We start from the raw sequence: 16,757 nt of genomic DNA on the forward strand, positions 1-16,757 counted from the left end.
ACCATGAGCGAGATGATCGAGAACCAGGGCGAGCGGTTCGCGCGCGAGTTCGTCGAAGGCCGCGCCCAGCTCGAGGCCGCCAACGGCTACGACCTGGCCGAGGAGCACGACGCCTGCGGCGTCGGCTTCATCGCGGCGCTGGACGGGCAGCCGCGGCGCGTCGTCGTGGAGAAGGGCATCGAGGCGCTGAAGGCGGTCTGGCACCGCGGCGCTGTGGACGCGGACGGCAAGACCGGCGACGGCGCGGGCATCCACATCCAGGTGCCGCAGACGTTCTTCCGTGACCACGTGACCACCATCGGCCATACGGCGCCCGAGCGCGACCTCGCGGTCGGCCAGGTCTTCCTGCCGCGCCTGAGCCAGGACGCGCAGGAACGCTGCCGCTGCATCGTCGAGACCGAGGTGCTGAGCTTCGGCTACTACATCTATGGCTGGCGGCAGGTGCCCATCAACGTCGACATCATCGGCGAGAAGGCGAACGCCACCCGGCCCGAGATCGAGCAGATCATCATCGGCAACGCCAAGGGCGTCCCGGCCGCGCGCTTCGAGCTCGAGCTCTACATCCTGCGGCGGCGGATCGAGACCGCCGTGCGGGCCGAGCAGATCAACGACTTCTACATCTGCTCCTTGAGCGCCCGCTCGCTGATCTACAAGGGCATGTTCCTGGCCGAGCAGCTGACGACCTTCTACCCGGACCTGCTGGACGAGCGGTTCGTCTCCAACTTCGCGATCTATCACCAGCGATACTCCACCAACACCTTCCCCACCTGGCCGCTGGCCCAGCCCTTCCGCTGCCTCGCCCACAACGGCGAGATCAACACGCTGAAGGGCAACGTGAACTGGATGAAGGCGCACGAGCCGCGCATGGCCCACGAGGCCTTCGGCGACTGGATCCACGACCTGAAGCCGGTGATCCCCAACGGCACGTCGGATTCCGGCGCGCTCGACGCCGTGTTCGAGCTGCTGGTCCATGCCGGGCGCGAGGCGCCCATGGCGAAGACCATGCTGGTCCCCGAGGCCTGGTCCAACCGGCCGGTGATGCCGCAGGCGCACCGCGACCTCTACAGCTATGCCAACTCGGTGATGGAGCCCTGGGACGGGCCGGCGGCGCTGGCGGCCTATGACGGCCGCTGGGTGATCGGCGGCATGGACCGCAACGGGCTGCGCCCGATGCGCTACACCGTCACCTCCGACGGGCTTCTGGTCGCAGGCTCCGAGACGGGGATGGTCAAGGTCGACGAGAACGCGGTCGTCGAGAAGGGCCGCCTCGGCCCCGGGCAGATGATCGCGGTCGACCTCAAGGACGGCCGGCTGTACCGCGACACCGAGATCAAGGACCTTCTGGCCGGCCGCCGGCCCTTCTCGGACTGGACGCGCAACACGACCGAGCTGGACACGCTCGTCCAGGCCGCCCCGGCCGAGGCCGCCGAGCTGTCCCGGGACGAGCTGCGCAAGCGCCAGCTCGGCGTCGGAGTCACGCTCGAGGATCTCGAGGTGATCCTCCACCCGACCGTCGAGGACGCCAAGGAGGCCATCGGCTCCATGGGCGACGACGGCCCGCTTGCCGTGCTCTCCGACAAGTACCGCGGGCTGCACCACTTCTTCCGGCAGAACTTCAGCCAGGTCACGAACCCGCCCATCGATTCCCTGCGCGAGCGCCGGGTGATGAGCCTGCGCACCCGGTTGGGCAACCTCGGCAACATCCTGGACGAGGACTCCTCGCAGTGCCGGCTGCTCCAGCTCGAGAGCCCGGTGCTGACCACGGCCGAGTTCCGGGCCATGCGCCGCTACATGGGCGACACCGCGGCCGAGATCGACTGCACCTTCGACACGGCCGCCGGCCCCAACGCGCTGCGCGACGCGCTGCGGCGCGTGCGCCAGCAGTCCGAGGACGCCGTGCGTGGCGGCGCCGAGCACGTGATCCTGACGGACGAGGCGACCTCGGCCGCGCGGGCGCCGATCCCCATGATCCTCGCCACGGGCGCGGTGCACAGCCACCTCGTGCGCCAGCAGCTCCGCACCTTCACCTCGCTGAACGTGCGCTCGGCCGAGTGCATGGACACGCACTACTTCGCGGTCCTGATCGGCGTCGGCGCCACCACCGTGAACGCCTATCTCGCCCAGGAGGCCATCGCCGACCGGCACCGCCGCGGGCTGTTCGGCGACATGCCGCTGGAGAAGTGCCTCGCGCGGTTCAAGAAGGCCATCGACGAGGGCCTGCTGAAGATCATGTCCAAGATGGGCATCTCGATCATCAGCAGCTATCGCGGCGGCTGCAACTTCGAGGCCGTGGGCCTGTCCCGCGCGCTGGTCGCCGACTGCTTCCCCGGCATGGTCAGCCGCATCTCCGGCATCGGCCTGGCCGGCATCCAGAAGAAGGTGCTGGAGCAGCACCAGATCGCCTGGAGCGAGGACGCGGTCGCGCTGCCCGTCGGCGGCTTCTACAAGTACCGCCGCGGCGGCGAGCGCCATGCCTGGGAGGCCGCGCTGATCCACACGCTGCAGCAGGCGGTGGGCACCGACAGCTACCAGACCTTCAAGCGCTACACGGAGGCCGTGAACAAGCGGCCGCCCATGCAGCTCCGCGACCTCCTGGAGTTCCGCTCGCCCAAGAGCGCGATCGCCGTCGACGAGGTCGAGAGCATCACCTCGATTCGCAAGCGCTTCATCACGCCAGGAATGTCGCTGGGCGCGCTCAGCCCAGAGGCGCACGGAACGCTGAACGTCGCCATGAACCGCATCGGCGCCAAGTCCGACAGCGGCGAGGGAGGCGAGGATTCCGCGCGCTTCAAGCCCGACCGCAACGGCGACAACTGGAACTCGGCGATCAAGCAGATCGCCTCGGGCCGGTTCGGCGTGACCGCCGAGTACCTGAACCAGTGCCGCGAGATCGAGATCAAGGTGGCCCAGGGCGCCAAGCCCGGCGAGGGCGGGCAGCTGCCCGGCTTCAAGGTCACCGAGATGATCGCCCGCCTGCGCCACGCGACCCCTGGCGTGATGCTGATCAGCCCGCCGCCGCACCACGATATCTACTCGATTGAGGATCTGGCGCAGCTGATCTACGACCTCAAGCAGATCAACCCCGACGCCAAGGTCTGCGTGAAGCTGGTGGCGCGCTCGGGCATCGGCACCATCGCCGCGGGCGTGGCCAAGGCCAATGCCGACATCATCCTGATCTCGGGCCATTCCGGCGGCACCGGCGCCAGCCCGCAGACCTCGATCAAGTTCGCGGGCGTGCCCTGGGAGATGGGTCTGTCCGAGGCCAACCAGGTGCTGACCCTGAACCGGCTGCGCCACCGCGTGCGGCTGCGCACGGACGGCGGCATCAAGACCGGCCGGGACGTGGTGATCGCCGCCATGCTGGGCGCGGAGGAGTACGGCATCGGCACGGCGGCCCTGATCGCCATGGGCTGCATCATGGTGCGCCAGTGCCATTCCAACACCTGCCCGGTCGGCGTCTGCGTGCAGGACGAGGAGCTGCGCAAGCGGTTCACCGGCACGCCCGAGAAGGTCGTGAACCTCTTCACCTTCCTGGCCGAGGAGGTCCGCGAGATCCTGGCGGGGCTTGGCTTCCGCTCCCTGGAGGAGGTGATCGGCCGCAGCGACCTGCTGCACCAGGTCAGCCGCGGCGCGGAGCACCTGGACGACCTCGACCTGAACGCGCTGCTCGCCCAGGTCGACCCCGGCGACGGCGCCCGGTACTGCACGGTGCAGGGCCGGAACGAGGTGCCGGACACGCTGGACGCGCGCATCATCGCGGACGCCCGGCCGCTCTTCGAGGACGGCGAGAAGATGCAGCTCGCCTACAATGTCCGGAACACGCACCGGGCGATCGGCACGCGCCTGTCCTCCATGATCACGCGGAAGTTCGGGATGACGGGGCTGCAGCCCGGCCACGTCACCGTCCGGCTGCGCGGCTCCTGCGGACAGTCGCTGGGCGCCTTCGCCGTGCACGGCCTGAAGCTCGAGGTCTTCGGCGACGCCAACGACTACGTGGGCAAGGGCCTGTCGGGCGGCACCATCGTGGTGCGGCCGACCGTGTCCTCGAAGCTGGCGTCCAACGCCAACACGATCATCGGCAACACCGTCCTGTACGGCGCCACCGCGGGCAAGCTGTTCGCGGCGGGCCAGGCGGGAGAGCGCTTCGCCGTCCGCAACTCCGGCGCCTCGGTGGTGGTCGAGGGCTGCGGCTCCAACGGCTGCGAGTACATGACGGGCGGCGTGGCCGTGATCCTGGGGGCGGTCGGCGACAATTTCGCCGCCGGCATGACGGGCGGCATGGCCTTCGTCTACGACGAGGCCGGGAACTTCCCGGTTTTCGTCAACGACGAGAGCGTGATCTACCAGCGCATCGAGGTCGCACATTACGAGACCGCGCTCAGGAGCCTGATCGAGGAGCACGTGGCCGAGACCCAGAGCCGCTTCGCGAACCAGCTCCTGAACGACTGGCACCTCGTGAAGGACAAGTTCTGGCAGGTCGTCCCCAAGGAGATGCTGTCCCGCCTGACGGTCCCCGTGACCGCGCCGGGCGCGGCGGCGACCGCGGCGGAATAACGCAGCGCCGCTGGCGGCGCGACCATCGCGCCGCCAGCGGGTTCTACACTGCGCAGTCCACGCCGGAAGGGAGTTCGGGGATGGGCAAGCGGGCGTCTCCGCCGATCCGCATCAGGCGCGCCGTTTCCGGCGACGGCGAGCGCTGCGCCGAGATCTTCCTGCATGCCCGCCAAGCGGCCTTTCCCGGCCGGTCCGCCTTCGAGGCCGAGGACTACGCCCTTGCGGTGGCGGAGGACGAGGTCTGGGTGGCCGAGATCGGTGGGCTGGTGGTCGGCTTCGTGTCCCTGGACCTGGCCGCGGACGACCTGCGCCTGATCTTCGTGCATCCCGACTGGCAGCACCGCGGCATCGGATCCAGGCTGCTGACCGCAGCCTGCCAGCGCCTGGACCGGCCCGCGCGGCTGAGCTGCCACGCCGACAACCGCGTGGCCCGCGCCTTCTACGAGCGCAACGGCTGGATCCCCGAGGCCGGCGCCGAGAGCTTCGTCTTCTACCGGAAGTGATCCCCGGCGCGAGGTAGCCCGCCTCGCCCGATGCGTGCCGTGACCATCGGCCGGCCCGCCTGTTTTCCCGGAATGCCAAAATCCGACGGAACCAGGAGGTCTCAACCATGAGAACGTCTGCAACCGCCCTTGCGGTCCTGCTGCTCGCCGGCGCGTCCGGTGCCGCCCTCGCCCAGTCCACGAGCACTACGACGGGCACCACCACGGGCACCACGACGCGCAGCGGCACGGACATCCAGAGCCGCGTCGAGTCGCGCCGCGGCGCGGACCAGCGCGAGATGGAGCTGGTCCAGACGTCGTTGCTGAACCAGTTCGGCCGGCTTGGCTTCTCGGAGCTGCGCTCCATGAGCAAGCAGGGCGAGAACTACGTCGCCCAGGTCACGACCAATACCGGCGAGCCCGCGACCGTCATGATCGACCCGCGCACCCGCCAGGTGCAGACCATGGCGGCGGCCGGGAGCCAGACTACCGGCACGACGGGCACCAGCAACACCATGGGCTCCACCCTGGGCGGCAGCAGCACCATGACCCCCGGTGCAACCCAGGGCATGACGCCCGGCGTCACCCAGGGCACCGCGCCGCCCCCGGCCATGGAGCGCGGCACGTTCCGCGATCCGAACATGGCGCCCACGGGCTCCTCGGCACCGCAGAGCCGGACCCTGAACCGCAGCAGCTCGGACGCGGGCTCGCTCGAGTCGGGCACCGGCACCATCGGCAGCGCCGGAACGGGCGGCACGCTGGGCGGCGGTATGGGCAGCTCGGGCGCGTCCGGGACGGGGCTGCCCGGCTCGGGGATGTCGGGCGGGCCGACCTCGCTGACTGGGCAGGGCCAGTCGGGAATGGGTGACCGCACCGGCGGCGGCACAACCGGCGGCATCCGCTGACCCTTCGGCCAGTCTTGGGCAAGAACGGGGCCGGGGACGCAAGTCCCCGGCCCCTTCCATTGCGCGGAAGCGATGCCGGATGATCTTTTTTTTGCGTTGCGCCAGCCGCTTAACTGTGAGTTAACCATAGACGGGCTCTGATGGACCTCCTCGGCCCAGCCGTCCAGGGACCCGCTCGTGACGAACCGCTTCCTGCCCGCACTCGCTCTCGCCGCCTTTGCCCTGCTGTCCCCTGCTGCCGCATCGGCGCAGACGGCGCTCGCCGCGGCGCAGCCCGCGACGGCCCGCCCCGCCGCCCCGGTCGACGAGAGGGCGCTGCGGATCTTCAACCAGGTCCTTCAGCACGTCCGCAGCCAATACGTCGAGGAGATCCCCGACGAGAAGCTGATCGAGGCCGCGGTCGGCGGGATCATGGGGTCGCTCGATCCCCATTCGACCTATCTCGACGCCGAGAAGTACGTCGAGATGCGCGAGCGGACCAGCGGCCAGTTCGTGGGCCTCGGCATCGAGATCCAGATGGACACCGCGGCCTCTGCGGTGAAGGTGATCTCGCCCTTCGACGGCTCGCCGGCCGCCAGCGCCGGCATGCAGCCCGGCGACCTGATCCTCGAGATCGCGGGCGAGCCCGTGAAGGGCCTGACGCTCAAGCAGGCCTCCGACCGCCTGCGGGGCCCGATCGGCAGCGACGTCAGCATCAAGGTCAAGCGCGAGGCCACTGAGCCTTTCGTGATGACCCTCAAGCGGGACATGATCCGCAGCCCGTCGGTGAAGTACGAAGCCGAGGGCGAGGTTGGCTATATCCGCATCGCCTCCTTCACCGAGCAGACGCAGAACGGCGTCGAGCAGGCCATCCGCGCGATCCAGGCGAAGCTCGGCGACAAGCTCGCGGGCTATGTCCTCGACCTCCGCAACAATCCCGGCGGGCTGCTGCGCCAGGGCATCCTGGTGGCCGACAGCTTCCTGGAGCAGGGCATGATCGTGTCGACCCGCGGCCGCAACGGCCGGGAGATCGACCGCGCCACCGCCACGCCCGGCGACCTGACCGGCGGCAAGCCCCTGGTCGTGCTGATCAACGGCGGCTCCGCCTCGGCCTCCGAGATCGTGGCGGGCGCCCTGCAGGACAACCACCGGGCCACGATCCTGGGCGTGCAGTCCTACGGGAAGGGCTCGGTCCAGTCCATCATGCCGCTGCGCGAGACCAAGGCCGCCATCAAGATGACGACGGCGCGCTACTACACGCCGTCGGGCCGCTCCATCCAGAACGTGGGCATCACGCCCGACCTCGGCGTCGACCAGCCGAAGACGGCGGCGATCCACGAGCCTGAAATCCGCAAGGAGGCCGAGCTCCGCAAGACGCTGAGCAACGACGCCCCGCCGACCGGCAAGACCCAGCCGGCCGTGATCGAGGCGCCGCCGGCCGATGCCGCGAACTCGGACTGGCAGCGCCGCCGCGCGGTCGACCAGGTCCTGCAGATGGCCGGCCGCGAGCTGCGCCGCCTGCCCCAGCAGCAGGCCGCCGCCCGCTGACACGATCAGCCGCGGCCCCCCGGCCCGCGGCGCCCCACCACGACGAGGACGGCGCCCCCGCAGGGCTCCGTCCTCGTCGGCGTTTCAGCCCCTGGCAGGGGCCACGGCCTCTCGGGGGGGAACGCTTCGCCCCGCCGCGTCGTTGTCGTCGCGGGACGGGGAAATGCGCTGATGGACACGGACATTCTGCTGTTCGCCGCGATCGGGTTCCTGGCGCAGATGGTCGACGGAGCGCTGGGAATGGCGTTCGGCGTCATCTGCTCGTCGAGCCTGCTCGCATTCGGGTTGCCGCCGGCGCTCGCCAGCGCCTCGGTCCACGCGGCCGAGGTGGTGACGACCGGCATCTCGGGCGCATCGCATCTCTACAACCGGAACGTCGACAGGACGCTGTTCCTGAAGCTCGTCGCGACCGGCGTCGTCGGGGGCGTGGTCGGCGCCTACATCCTCACGGGGCTGCCCGAGACGGCTGTGAAGGCCTTCGTCGCGGTCTACCTCGTCGGCATGGCGCTGCTGATCCTCGACCGCGTGCGTGGCCGCGTGCGCAAGGGCTTCAGGCCGCCGCCCCAGCTCGTGGGCGCAGGGGGCGGGTTCCTCGACGCCGTCGGCGGCGGCGGCTGGGGCCCTCTCGTCGCCTCGTCCCTGATCGCGACGGGCGGCGAGCCGCGGCGGTCGATCGGCTCGGTCAATCTCGCTGAGTTCTTCGTGACCGCGGCGATCTCCGTGACCTTCCTCTTCCACCTGGATCTCGCCCAGTACGGCCGGATCGTGCTGGGGCTCGTGATCGGGGGCGCGCTGGCGGCCCCGCTGGCGGGCTATCTGATCCGCATCATGCCGCAGCGCCTTGCCCTCGGCCTCGTCGCCGCGGTCGTCGCGAGTCAGGCCGCCCTCAGCGTCTACGGCCTCTTCACCGCGTGATCCCACCCGAAGGGCGCATCGGCACGGGTCCGGAAATTTGCTCCTGACCCCGGGCATGCGCTATGGTTCCCGCCGCCCATGCGCAAGCTCTATCACCACTGGCTCACCCCGGCCTCGCGGAAGATCCGCCTCGCCCTGACGGAGAAGCGGCTGCCCTTCGAGCTGGAGCTCGAGCGGACGGTCGACCGCCGTCCGGAGTTCCTGGCCCTGAACCCTGCCGGCGAGGTGCCCGTCCTCGTGGAGGACGACGGCACCGTCGTGGCCGGAGGCGGCCCAATCGCCGAATATGTCGAGGAGGCCTATCCCGGCGCGACGCTGCTCGGCCACACGCCGGCGTCGCGGGCGGAGACTCGCCGCCTGATCGACTGGTTCGACGCCAAGTTCGGCCGCGAGGTCACCGAGAACCTGGTCGGCGAGAAGCTGCACAAGCGCATGGAGCGCACCGGCACGCCGAACGCCCAGGCGATCCGGGCGGGGCTTGCCAACATCCACTACCATCTCGACTATATCGGCTGGCTGGCCGAGCGGCGGACCTGGCTCGCCGGGGACGAGTTCAGCTTGGCCGACATCGCGGCCGGCGCGCATCTGTCCTGCGTCGACTATCTCGGCGACGTGCCCTGGGACGAGCATCCCGACGCGAAGATCTGGTATGCCCGGATCAAGTCGCGGCCGAGCTTCCGCCCGCTGCTGGCCGAGACCGTGCCTGGCGCGCCCCCGCCGCCCCACTACGCAGACCTGGACTTCTGACGGAGCCTTCATGCGGACCTGCCGACCGGCCTCAGCCCTGATTGCCGCTGCCCTGCTCGCCGCCCCGCTGCTGGTCCCTATGCCGATCCCTCTGGGCAGCGCGCCGGCGCGGGCTCAGGAGTCGCCTCAGCATCATCACGGGCCGGCCGGGCGGCCGGACGACACGGTCGTGCTGGAGATCTCGGCCGAGGAATGGGTGCAGACCGGCACAGCCGAGGTCGCCGTGACCGCCGAGGCGGCCGCCGGCGCCGCCGACACCGGCCGCGCCCGCGCCGAGCTTCTGGCCGCGGTGCGCGCGCTCGCCCCGGATGCGGAATGGCGCCTCGTCCGCTTCACGCCCTCCACCGATTCCGCGGGGCTCGAGCGCTGGTACGCCGAGGCGCAGGCCCGCCTGGCCGAGACGCAGCTCGGCGGTCTTGGGGAGCGTGCCCGGCAGGCCAGCCGCCCGGGCCTGCAGCTCAGGGTCGATCGCATCGACTTCACCCCCACCCTGGCCGAGGTCGAGGCGGTGAAGACCCGCCTGCGCGCCGAGATCTACCGCCGCGTCGGCGAGGAGATCGCAGCCGTGAACGCCGCCTATTCCGACCGTGCCTTCCGCCTGGGCACGGTCCGCTTCCAGGAGCCCGGGATGCCCGGCATGCCGCACCCCGCGCGCATGAAGACCATGGAGGCCGCGCCCGCCGAGATGGCCGCGCCTGTCCAGGTCGGGGACCGGCTGCGCCTGACCGCGCAGGTCGTGCTCAAGTCCGTGCCGCCGCCGCGCTGAACGGCCGCCGCGGCATGGGATCGACACCGCCCCGGGGAGGCTGAGCATGCCCGTCCAGATCGCCGACCGCTGGTTCGAGATCCGCCGCATCGACGACGACGTGACGCTCCTGTGGGAGCCGCACGTGGTGCCGCTGCTCCGCTGCAACATCTGGCATGTGCGCGGGCGCGACCGGGACCTGATGATCGACACCGGCATGGGCATCTGCAGCCTGCGCGAGGCCGCGCGGCACCTGCTGGACAAGCCGGTCACGGCCGTGGCCACCCACACCCACACCGACCATGTGGGCGGACACCACGAGTTCGACGACTGCATCGTCCACCGGCTCGAGGCCGACCGCCTGGAGACCCCCCGCGGGCGCACCAAGCTCCACACCCGGGATTCCGACCCCGAGGAGCTGAGGAAGCTGCGCGCGGCCGGTTACGAGGTCGGCGAGGAGCTGATCACCGCCCTGCCCCATGCCGGCTACGACCTGGATTCGTTCCGCGTCGCCCCGGCCCGCGCGACCCGCATCGTGGACGAGGGCGACGCGATCGACCTGGCGGACCGCCGGTTCGAGGTCATGCACCTGCCCGGCCACTCGCCCGGCAGCATCGGCCTCTGGGAGGCCGCGACGGGCATCCTGTTCTCGGGCGATGCGATCTATGACGGGCCGCTGCTGGACGACATCCCCGGCGCGGACCGCAACGCCTACCGCCGGACCATGGAGCGGCTGCTTCGCCTGCCGGTCCGCGTGGTCCATGCCGGCCACGATCCCAGCTTCGGCCGCGAGCGGCTGACCGAGCTCGCCAGCGCTTGGCTGGCCCGCAATCCCTGACCGTCCCTCGATCCCGACCGGCGCCCGGAATACGGCGCAGCAGATTCCCGGAGCCACATGCGCATCGCCCTGCATCAGACCGCCGGCCATCCCGGAGACGTCGCCGCCAACCTGGCGGAGGCCGATGCCGCCGCCGCCGGGGCGTCCGCCGCGGGCGCGCGGCTGCTGATCCTCCCCGAGATGTTCCTGACGGGCTACGACATCGGGCCCGAGATCCACGCCCTGGCCGAGCCGCTCGACGGCCCGTCCCACAGCGCCATGGCCGCGACCGCCCGGCGCCACGGCATCGCGATCCTGTACGGCCACGGCGAGCGCGCCGGCGGGGCGACCTACAATGCCGCCCGGATGGTCGATGCCGAGGGGCGGCCGCTGCTGGACTACCGCAAGACGCATCTGTACGGCGCCGGCGAGCGCGCCCTCTACCGCCCCGGCGACGCGCTCGCCCCCGTGGTGGAGGTCGAGAGCCTCCGCGTCGGCGTGCTGATCTGCTACGACGTCGAGTTCCCGGAGGCGGTGCGGGCCCTGGCCCTTGCCGGGGCAGACCTGGTGGCCGTGCCGACGGCACTGCCGGTCCCCACGCCCGCGGTCCCGACCGTCCTGATCCCGGCGCGCGCCTACGAGAACCAGATCTTCGTGGCCTATGCCAATCGCTGCGGGCGCGAGCGGACCCTGGAGTTCGAGGGGCTCAGCACCGTCGCGGCGCCGGACGGCACGGTGCTGGCGCGGGCCGGCGCCGGGCCGGAGCTGCTGCTGGCGGAGATCGGGCCCGCCGCCTATGCCGGCAGCCGTGCCGCGAACCCCTATCTCGCCGACCGCCGGCCCGAGCTCTACGGGCGGTAGCACGCCTCATCCGGATCCATGGCAGATCCGGAAAAGGCTCCGCCGCGGGACGACGGTATCGCCGTCCCGCGCCCATAGCGCCGATCCGGCCTTGTCGGCCATGAAGCGCTGCTGCCGGGCGAGCCGCCGCTCGTTCAGCACGCTCTTCCCGATCATGTAGTTGAGCTCGCCCTTCGGCCCGAAGATCAGTGTCGCCCCGCCGAGGAACTCGAAGCTGCCAGCCTCGCCCCTGACGGTCCTGGCCTGGGTCACCTCCGCCACGGTGTCGAACAGGATCTGGCCGTCAGGGCCGATGCGGCGTGCGGTCCGCACCGATTCGACCGTCGGCGGCGACACGGCGTCCCTGCCGAGGCGCGGGTCGCCGGGCAATGCGATGCCGAAGCGCCCCGCGAGGAAGGGGTCGGCGATCAGGGTCCCGATCGCCCGCGCCTGGCGCCGCGTCTCGTCGGGCCCGGCCGCGCGCCCAGGGTCACCGTCGAAGGCGAGCCGGCTGAAGGCAAGGTCCGGCGCGGGAGGGATCTTGAGCTCCGGCCCGCGCCACAGCAGCGCGTCCTCGGACAGGGTCGGCACGCCCGACGGATAGATGCCGCGCCGCCGGAAGGCGTTGATCCAGGCCTCGCGATAGGCGTGCGGGTCGTCGGGAACGAGCTCCCTGTCGGCCGTCACGACCGCCCGGAGGAACTCGCCGAACTCGATGTCGACCGGCGGGCAGTAGTCGATGGCCCGGATGCACATGGCCAGGAACTGGTCGGCGAGCTGGGCGGCCTCCTCCGCGAGCACGCTCAGGAGGTCCGCGCTCAGCTCCCCCACCGGCACGCCCGTCCCCTGGGTCGCGAGCCGGATGTAGCGCCCGGTCTTGCGGCGGTAGACCGTCAGAAAGGCATCGAAGGCCGCCGCCACCAGGACGGAGCCGAGCGCATGGGGCTCGTCCCCGGCCTCGTGGTAGGTCGCGAAGGGGCCCCCGGTGTCCGGCGCCTCCAGCGCTCGGCGCAGCGCTCCGGGGCGCCCGCTGGCCTCCCCGAACTGCCGGGCGAGGCTCAGCAACGCGTCCGATAGGCGCAGGTCGCCGCGCGAGTCCCGCACCCCCGCTTCGACGACGGTGCGGTAGCTGAAGTGCTGGAACAGCGCCACGAGGTCAGCGAAGGCCTCGTGGAAGGCCAGCACGTCGGGCCCGCTCGGGACCGTGAAGCGGGCGCGCAGCCCATGGAGCAGCGCATGGGCGACCTCGTGCGCGACGATGTCGTGGGACAGGCAGGTGAAGACGTAGCCGCGGGAGACCGGCGTTCCGCGCACCTCCACCTCGTCGTGGAAGTAGCCGAAGACGACGCTGCCCGTGGACTCGTCATAGAAGGCGTTCCGGAATTCGCCGCCATGCGGCCGCAGCACCAGCCGCCGCCGGCCGTCGGGGTCGAGGCCGTCGAACGCCCAGGCGATGTCGCGCCCGAGCGCGCGCCGGAACGCCGCGCAGACCACGCTGGCGACGGCGTAGACCATCTGCTGATGGAACTCCGGATCGGTCGTCGAGGGGTCGCGGCCCTGGCGGATCAGGTTGGCGGCATCGTCGAGGCGCACCGAGCGCACGGCTCCGCCGCGCTCGGGCGTGCCGGGATCGACCCGGATCATCGCGCCCTGGGGCCCTGGGGCGAGCGGTTCGTACGGCACGTTCACGACCGCGACCGCCCCGTCCAGCTTCGAGGCCGAAGGGTCGAGCGCGAAGATCCGGAGCGGGCGGTACACGGCCTCGCTGCGCGCACGCTCGTAGGGGCGCGTCTCGAAGGCCGCAAGGACGCGCGGCCCGATCAGAACCTCGCCCGCCCCCGGCGGGCCCGGGCCAGGGCCCATGTCCGCGCCGCCCCGCGGCAGCCTGCCCGCCCCGCGGCTCTGCGCCACCGCTGCGACCGCCTGGGTCGTGGAGGGGACCGTCCGGCCGAGATCGCCGGCACTCATAGCCGCCCGTCCGTGATCGCCTCGACCAGATGGAGCGCCCGCCGCAGGCGGTCCTCGGGAGACCGTGCCGCGCCGACAGCCCGCCCCGCCGGCCGGGCGCCGGGCACGGCTCTGCCCGCCACCGCGCCGAAGAGGGGGGCATCCTCGGCCCCGTCGGCGCAGTAGAGCCCTGGATGCTGCGCCGGGACGGCTCCGAAGGCGGCGGTCACGCGCTCGAGGAACTCGGCATTGGTCATGCCCGGCATTCCGGCGGCGAGCTCGCGCGTCGCGCGCAGGGTGAAGTCCCCCTGTCCCGCCGTTTCCAGGGCGACCTCCGTGGACCGGCAGGCCGAGAACAGCACTTCGGGCATGGTTTCGCGGCTGCGCGCGCGCTTGCGGGCCTGCCGCTGCCGGCGATCCGCCTCCGTCTCATACATGCGCCGATACGTGCGGTGCGCCGCGATCAGCTCCGGAGTGGCGACCAGGAAGCGCGCCCGCCGCGCCGCCCCCACGCCCGCCGGCCCGGGCCCGACCCCGAAGCGGGAGATCGTCCCGGAGTGGCAGCAGTCGATGAAGCAGGTGACGTTCACCCCCGGCGGGATCTCATCGAAGATCCGGCCGATCTCATCATCGAGCAGGAAGGCGCCCTCGTCCATGTCGAAGGGGCAGAGCGCCTCGTCCATGTCCGGGCTGTCGCCGGCCTTCTCGTCCCCGGACGCATCGGGAAGCTGGATCCCGTGCCCGGCGAACTGGAACACCACCACGTCGCCCGCGCGGCTCGATCGCACCAGCTCCTGGAGCGCGCCCAGGATCGCGTCATGGGTGGCCTGCTCGTCGATCAGACGGACGGGCTGCGTGAAGCCCAGCCCCTGGAGCGTCCTCGACCACAGCTTGGCGTCCGCAACGCATCCCGAGAGCGGACGGGATCCGTAGCGGTCGATTCCGACGCACAGCGCGCGCCGACGGCCGTTGCCGGCCTCCGCCGCCACGAGCCCGCCATCCTCCGCACCCGCCTTGGGCGCCCATGCACCCGCGGCGGGCGTCGGAACCGCCGCCGAAGGGGCGCCCGCGCCGCCGTCCGCCGCGGCGCTCCAGTCCAGTATCGGTCCGAGATCGAGGCCGTCGGGCCAGTCGAAGAGGCGCGCGCCATCGCCGGCGAAGCCGCCCCGCGCCGGCGGCGGGAACTCGACGATGTCACCGGTGGCGCGGCCGAGCATCCGCCGCAGCACGGCGTTCATGGTGGCGGGATCGTTGTCGAAGCCGCCATGGGTGGTGGAGCGGGAGGCCGCCGGCCCCGCCGATGCGGGTGTCTTCGACCAGACGACGTCCGCATGCGGCGCGGCGCTCCCGTCGAGGCCGAACAGCTGTCGCAGGGCGGGATCGGCCCGCAGGCTCAGCTCCAGTCCCAGGATCGGGGCGCGCGCCTCGGCCTCCAGCGCGTGATGGATCAGGTAGAGGAGCGACTTGCGGTAGACCTGGCCGACATTGTCCGCGAGCTCCAGATCCTTGCGCATGGTGAAGACGCCCAGGCGCTGGACATGCGTTCCGACGAGCCCGGCAAGCCGCTCCCCGAACCCGTCCACCCGGATCGCCGGGGCGAGCAGGCTCAGCGTGCGGAAGGGATGCGTCCCCTCCTCTCTGCAGGCCGGCACGAAGTGCGAATGGAAGATCGCGCCGGCGCTGTGCCCGACGGCGTGCAGCTCGATGCTGACCGACGCATCGGCGCAGAGCCTGGCCAGTTCCGCCGCGACGAAGCGCGCGCCGCCGCCGGCCGCGCGGTTTCCGGCGGGCTTGTCCACCGCCCGCTCGGCGCTGCGCTTCATGCCGGACCAGATCCGCGGTCCGAAAAGGGCCCGCGCCGTCGCCTCGATCAGGGCATCGCTGACATCCGAAATCCCGCGCACGCCCCGCTGGCGCACGATCTGGCGGGATCGGCCGAGAAGCTGCCCGATGGTCTCCAGCAGACCGGTCTCCCAGACGAAGAACACGGGGTAGACGCCGTTGGCGCGCCACCAGCGCAGCTGGTCGCGGGCCGTGGCGAGGGCCGTCACCTCCGAGTTCAGGCCGCCATGGGCGTAGAAGACGACGGGCAGCGCCTCGCCCCGGGCCTTCGCCTCCTGGGCCTGCGCCCTCATCGCCGCGAAGATCGCGAGGACGTCGCCCTCCGTCGTCGTGAAGCGGCCATCCGTGGAGAAGCGCCCCTGCACCAGGTTGACGACATGCAGGCGAAGCTCGGCGAGATCGTCGGGCGTGAGCTCCGCGGCTCCGTCTCCTGCCCCGCCGCGGGAATCCTCGTGGCGCTCCATCGGCTCGGCATCGGGCGGGTCGCGGAAGGCCGGGACCTCGCGCGAGAACCGGTCGACCACGTCGTTCAGGCGGTAGGCGTCTGGCGTGAAGGGAGCCGCACGCGCCACGCCGTCCCTGGCCGTCTCTGCCAGGCGCTGGTGGGCCCTTTGGACGTCTTGCAGGAAGGCCGTGCGGTCGATCGTGTCGCCGGGGCAGCTCTTTCCCGACATCTCGTTGTGGAAGCGCAGGCTCTCCGCGGAGAGGCCGAAGCGCCGCTGGACGAGCGCCGTCACCTCGACCGCGGCCGCCCGCTGCGGGTCCTCCCACGGATCCCCGCCGCGATCGAAGTTCCCGATCATCTCGAACATGAACGGCCCGTGCTCGGCATTGCCGTTGTGCCCGGCGGCGCTGGCCGGCGGCAGGTTCCAGTTGCGCCCGAGCCAGATCTTGCCGTCCGGGGCGATCGTGACGTGCTGCGCGATGTCGCTCCAGCCATTGGTCGCCGTGTGGAACCGCCACATTCCCTCGATCGTCCCGGCGCCGTCGTAATCCGCGTGACCCGGCCGCCAGGTGTGGTGCACATGGACGGCGTTCACCCGCCGCCTGAAGCTGAACCGGGCCAGCATCTCCGCGAACTCGTCGAGCCTGAGCTGATCGAAGGGGGGCGGCATGGCAGGGACTCCGCTGGACAGCCCCGTCGCCGGGCGGCGAACGTCGGCCGTGGATCGATCGGAGAACGCTACCCCACCTTCATACGGAGGCGATGTGGTCTAAAGCACATTACTCGTCCCGGAGTCAGTCCAAGGCACATCCATTCTGGGTTTATCCAGATAGCGAGATCAGAGATCACAGTACCACGTGCGAACGTCGGGGTATATTTCCCGCAGTGCACTATAGACCAGGCGCGGCCCACCTCTACTCGCCCGGGCGGTCACATGGCACTGCCCGACGAAATACGCATTCATCTGTGACATCAATAGAATTCCTTGTTT

The 16,757-nt window shown here is 71.1% G+C and carries 11 protein-coding genes; 9 read left to right on the top strand and 2 right to left on the bottom strand.

Going from position 1 to position 16,757, the window contains the following annotated elements; translation table 11 throughout:
• Window positions 1–3: 3 nt before the first annotated feature.
• From gltB to JUB13_RS14115, 9 genes are all read left to right on the top strand, one after another.
• Window positions 4–4,554, top strand: coding sequence for a glutamate synthase large subunit (gltB, locus tag JUB13_RS14075; protein WP_207479941.1), 4,551 nt, complete (start codon window positions 4–6; stop codon window positions 4,552–4,554).
• Window positions 4,555–4,634: 80 nt separating this feature from the next.
• Window positions 4,635–5,057: a GNAT family N-acetyltransferase gene (locus JUB13_RS14080; protein WP_207479943.1), complete on the top strand. Its 423-nt coding sequence runs from the start codon at window positions 4,635–4,637 to the stop codon at window positions 5,055–5,057.
• 107 nt (window positions 5,058–5,164) lie between these two features.
• Window positions 5,165–5,941, top strand: a complete 777-nt coding sequence (locus JUB13_RS14085; protein WP_207479944.1) for a hypothetical protein — start codon at window positions 5,165–5,167, stop codon at window positions 5,939–5,941.
• 177 nt (window positions 5,942–6,118) lie between these two features.
• A complete protein-coding gene (locus tag JUB13_RS14090) occupies window positions 6,119–7,468 on the top strand; it encodes a S41 family peptidase (RefSeq protein WP_207479946.1) in 1,350 nt (449 codons plus the stop codon).
• 171 nt (window positions 7,469–7,639) lie between these two features.
• Complete coding sequence (locus tag JUB13_RS14095; protein ID WP_207479948.1) at window positions 7,640–8,383, top strand: sulfite exporter TauE/SafE family protein; 744 nt, start codon at window positions 7,640–7,642, stop codon at window positions 8,381–8,383.
• 78 nt (window positions 8,384–8,461) lie between these two features.
• Window positions 8,462–9,130, top strand: coding sequence for a glutathione S-transferase family protein (locus JUB13_RS14100; RefSeq protein WP_207479950.1), 669 nt, complete (start codon window positions 8,462–8,464; stop codon window positions 9,128–9,130).
• Window positions 9,131–9,140: 10 nt separating this feature from the next.
• On the top strand, window positions 9,141–9,896 hold the full coding sequence (locus tag JUB13_RS14105) for a hypothetical protein (RefSeq protein WP_207479952.1): 756 nt from the start codon (window positions 9,141–9,143) through the stop codon (window positions 9,894–9,896).
• Window positions 9,897–9,942: 46 nt separating this feature from the next.
• On the top strand, window positions 9,943–10,713 hold the full coding sequence (locus JUB13_RS14110; protein WP_207479954.1) for an MBL fold metallo-hydrolase: 771 nt from the start codon (window positions 9,943–9,945) through the stop codon (window positions 10,711–10,713).
• A 57-nt stretch (window positions 10,714–10,770) separates the two neighbouring features.
• Complete coding sequence (locus tag JUB13_RS14115; protein WP_207479956.1) at window positions 10,771–11,553, top strand: carbon-nitrogen hydrolase family protein; 783 nt, start codon at window positions 10,771–10,773, stop codon at window positions 11,551–11,553.
• Between the two features lie 6 nt (window positions 11,554–11,559).
• On the opposite strand, the gene JUB13_RS14120 is transcribed toward JUB13_RS14115, so the two are convergent.
• Both JUB13_RS14120 and JUB13_RS14125 read right to left on the bottom strand, forming a co-directional pair.
• Window positions 11,560–13,500: a gluzincin family metallopeptidase gene (locus JUB13_RS14120; RefSeq protein WP_207479958.1), complete on the bottom strand. Its 1,941-nt coding sequence runs from the start codon at window positions 13,498–13,500 to the stop codon at window positions 11,560–11,562.
• Entirely contained in the window at window positions 13,497–16,436 is a 2,940-nt protein-coding gene (locus JUB13_RS14125) for a caspase family protein (RefSeq protein ID WP_207479960.1), read from the bottom strand. Before JUB13_RS14125 ends, JUB13_RS14120 begins: the two co-directional genes overlap by 4 nt.
• Window positions 16,437–16,757: the final 321 nt, after the last annotated feature.

Source organism: Arenibaculum pallidiluteum, assembly GCF_017355985.1.
Classification (GTDB): domain Bacteria; phylum Pseudomonadota; class Alphaproteobacteria; order Azospirillales; family Azospirillaceae; genus Arenibaculum; species Arenibaculum pallidiluteum.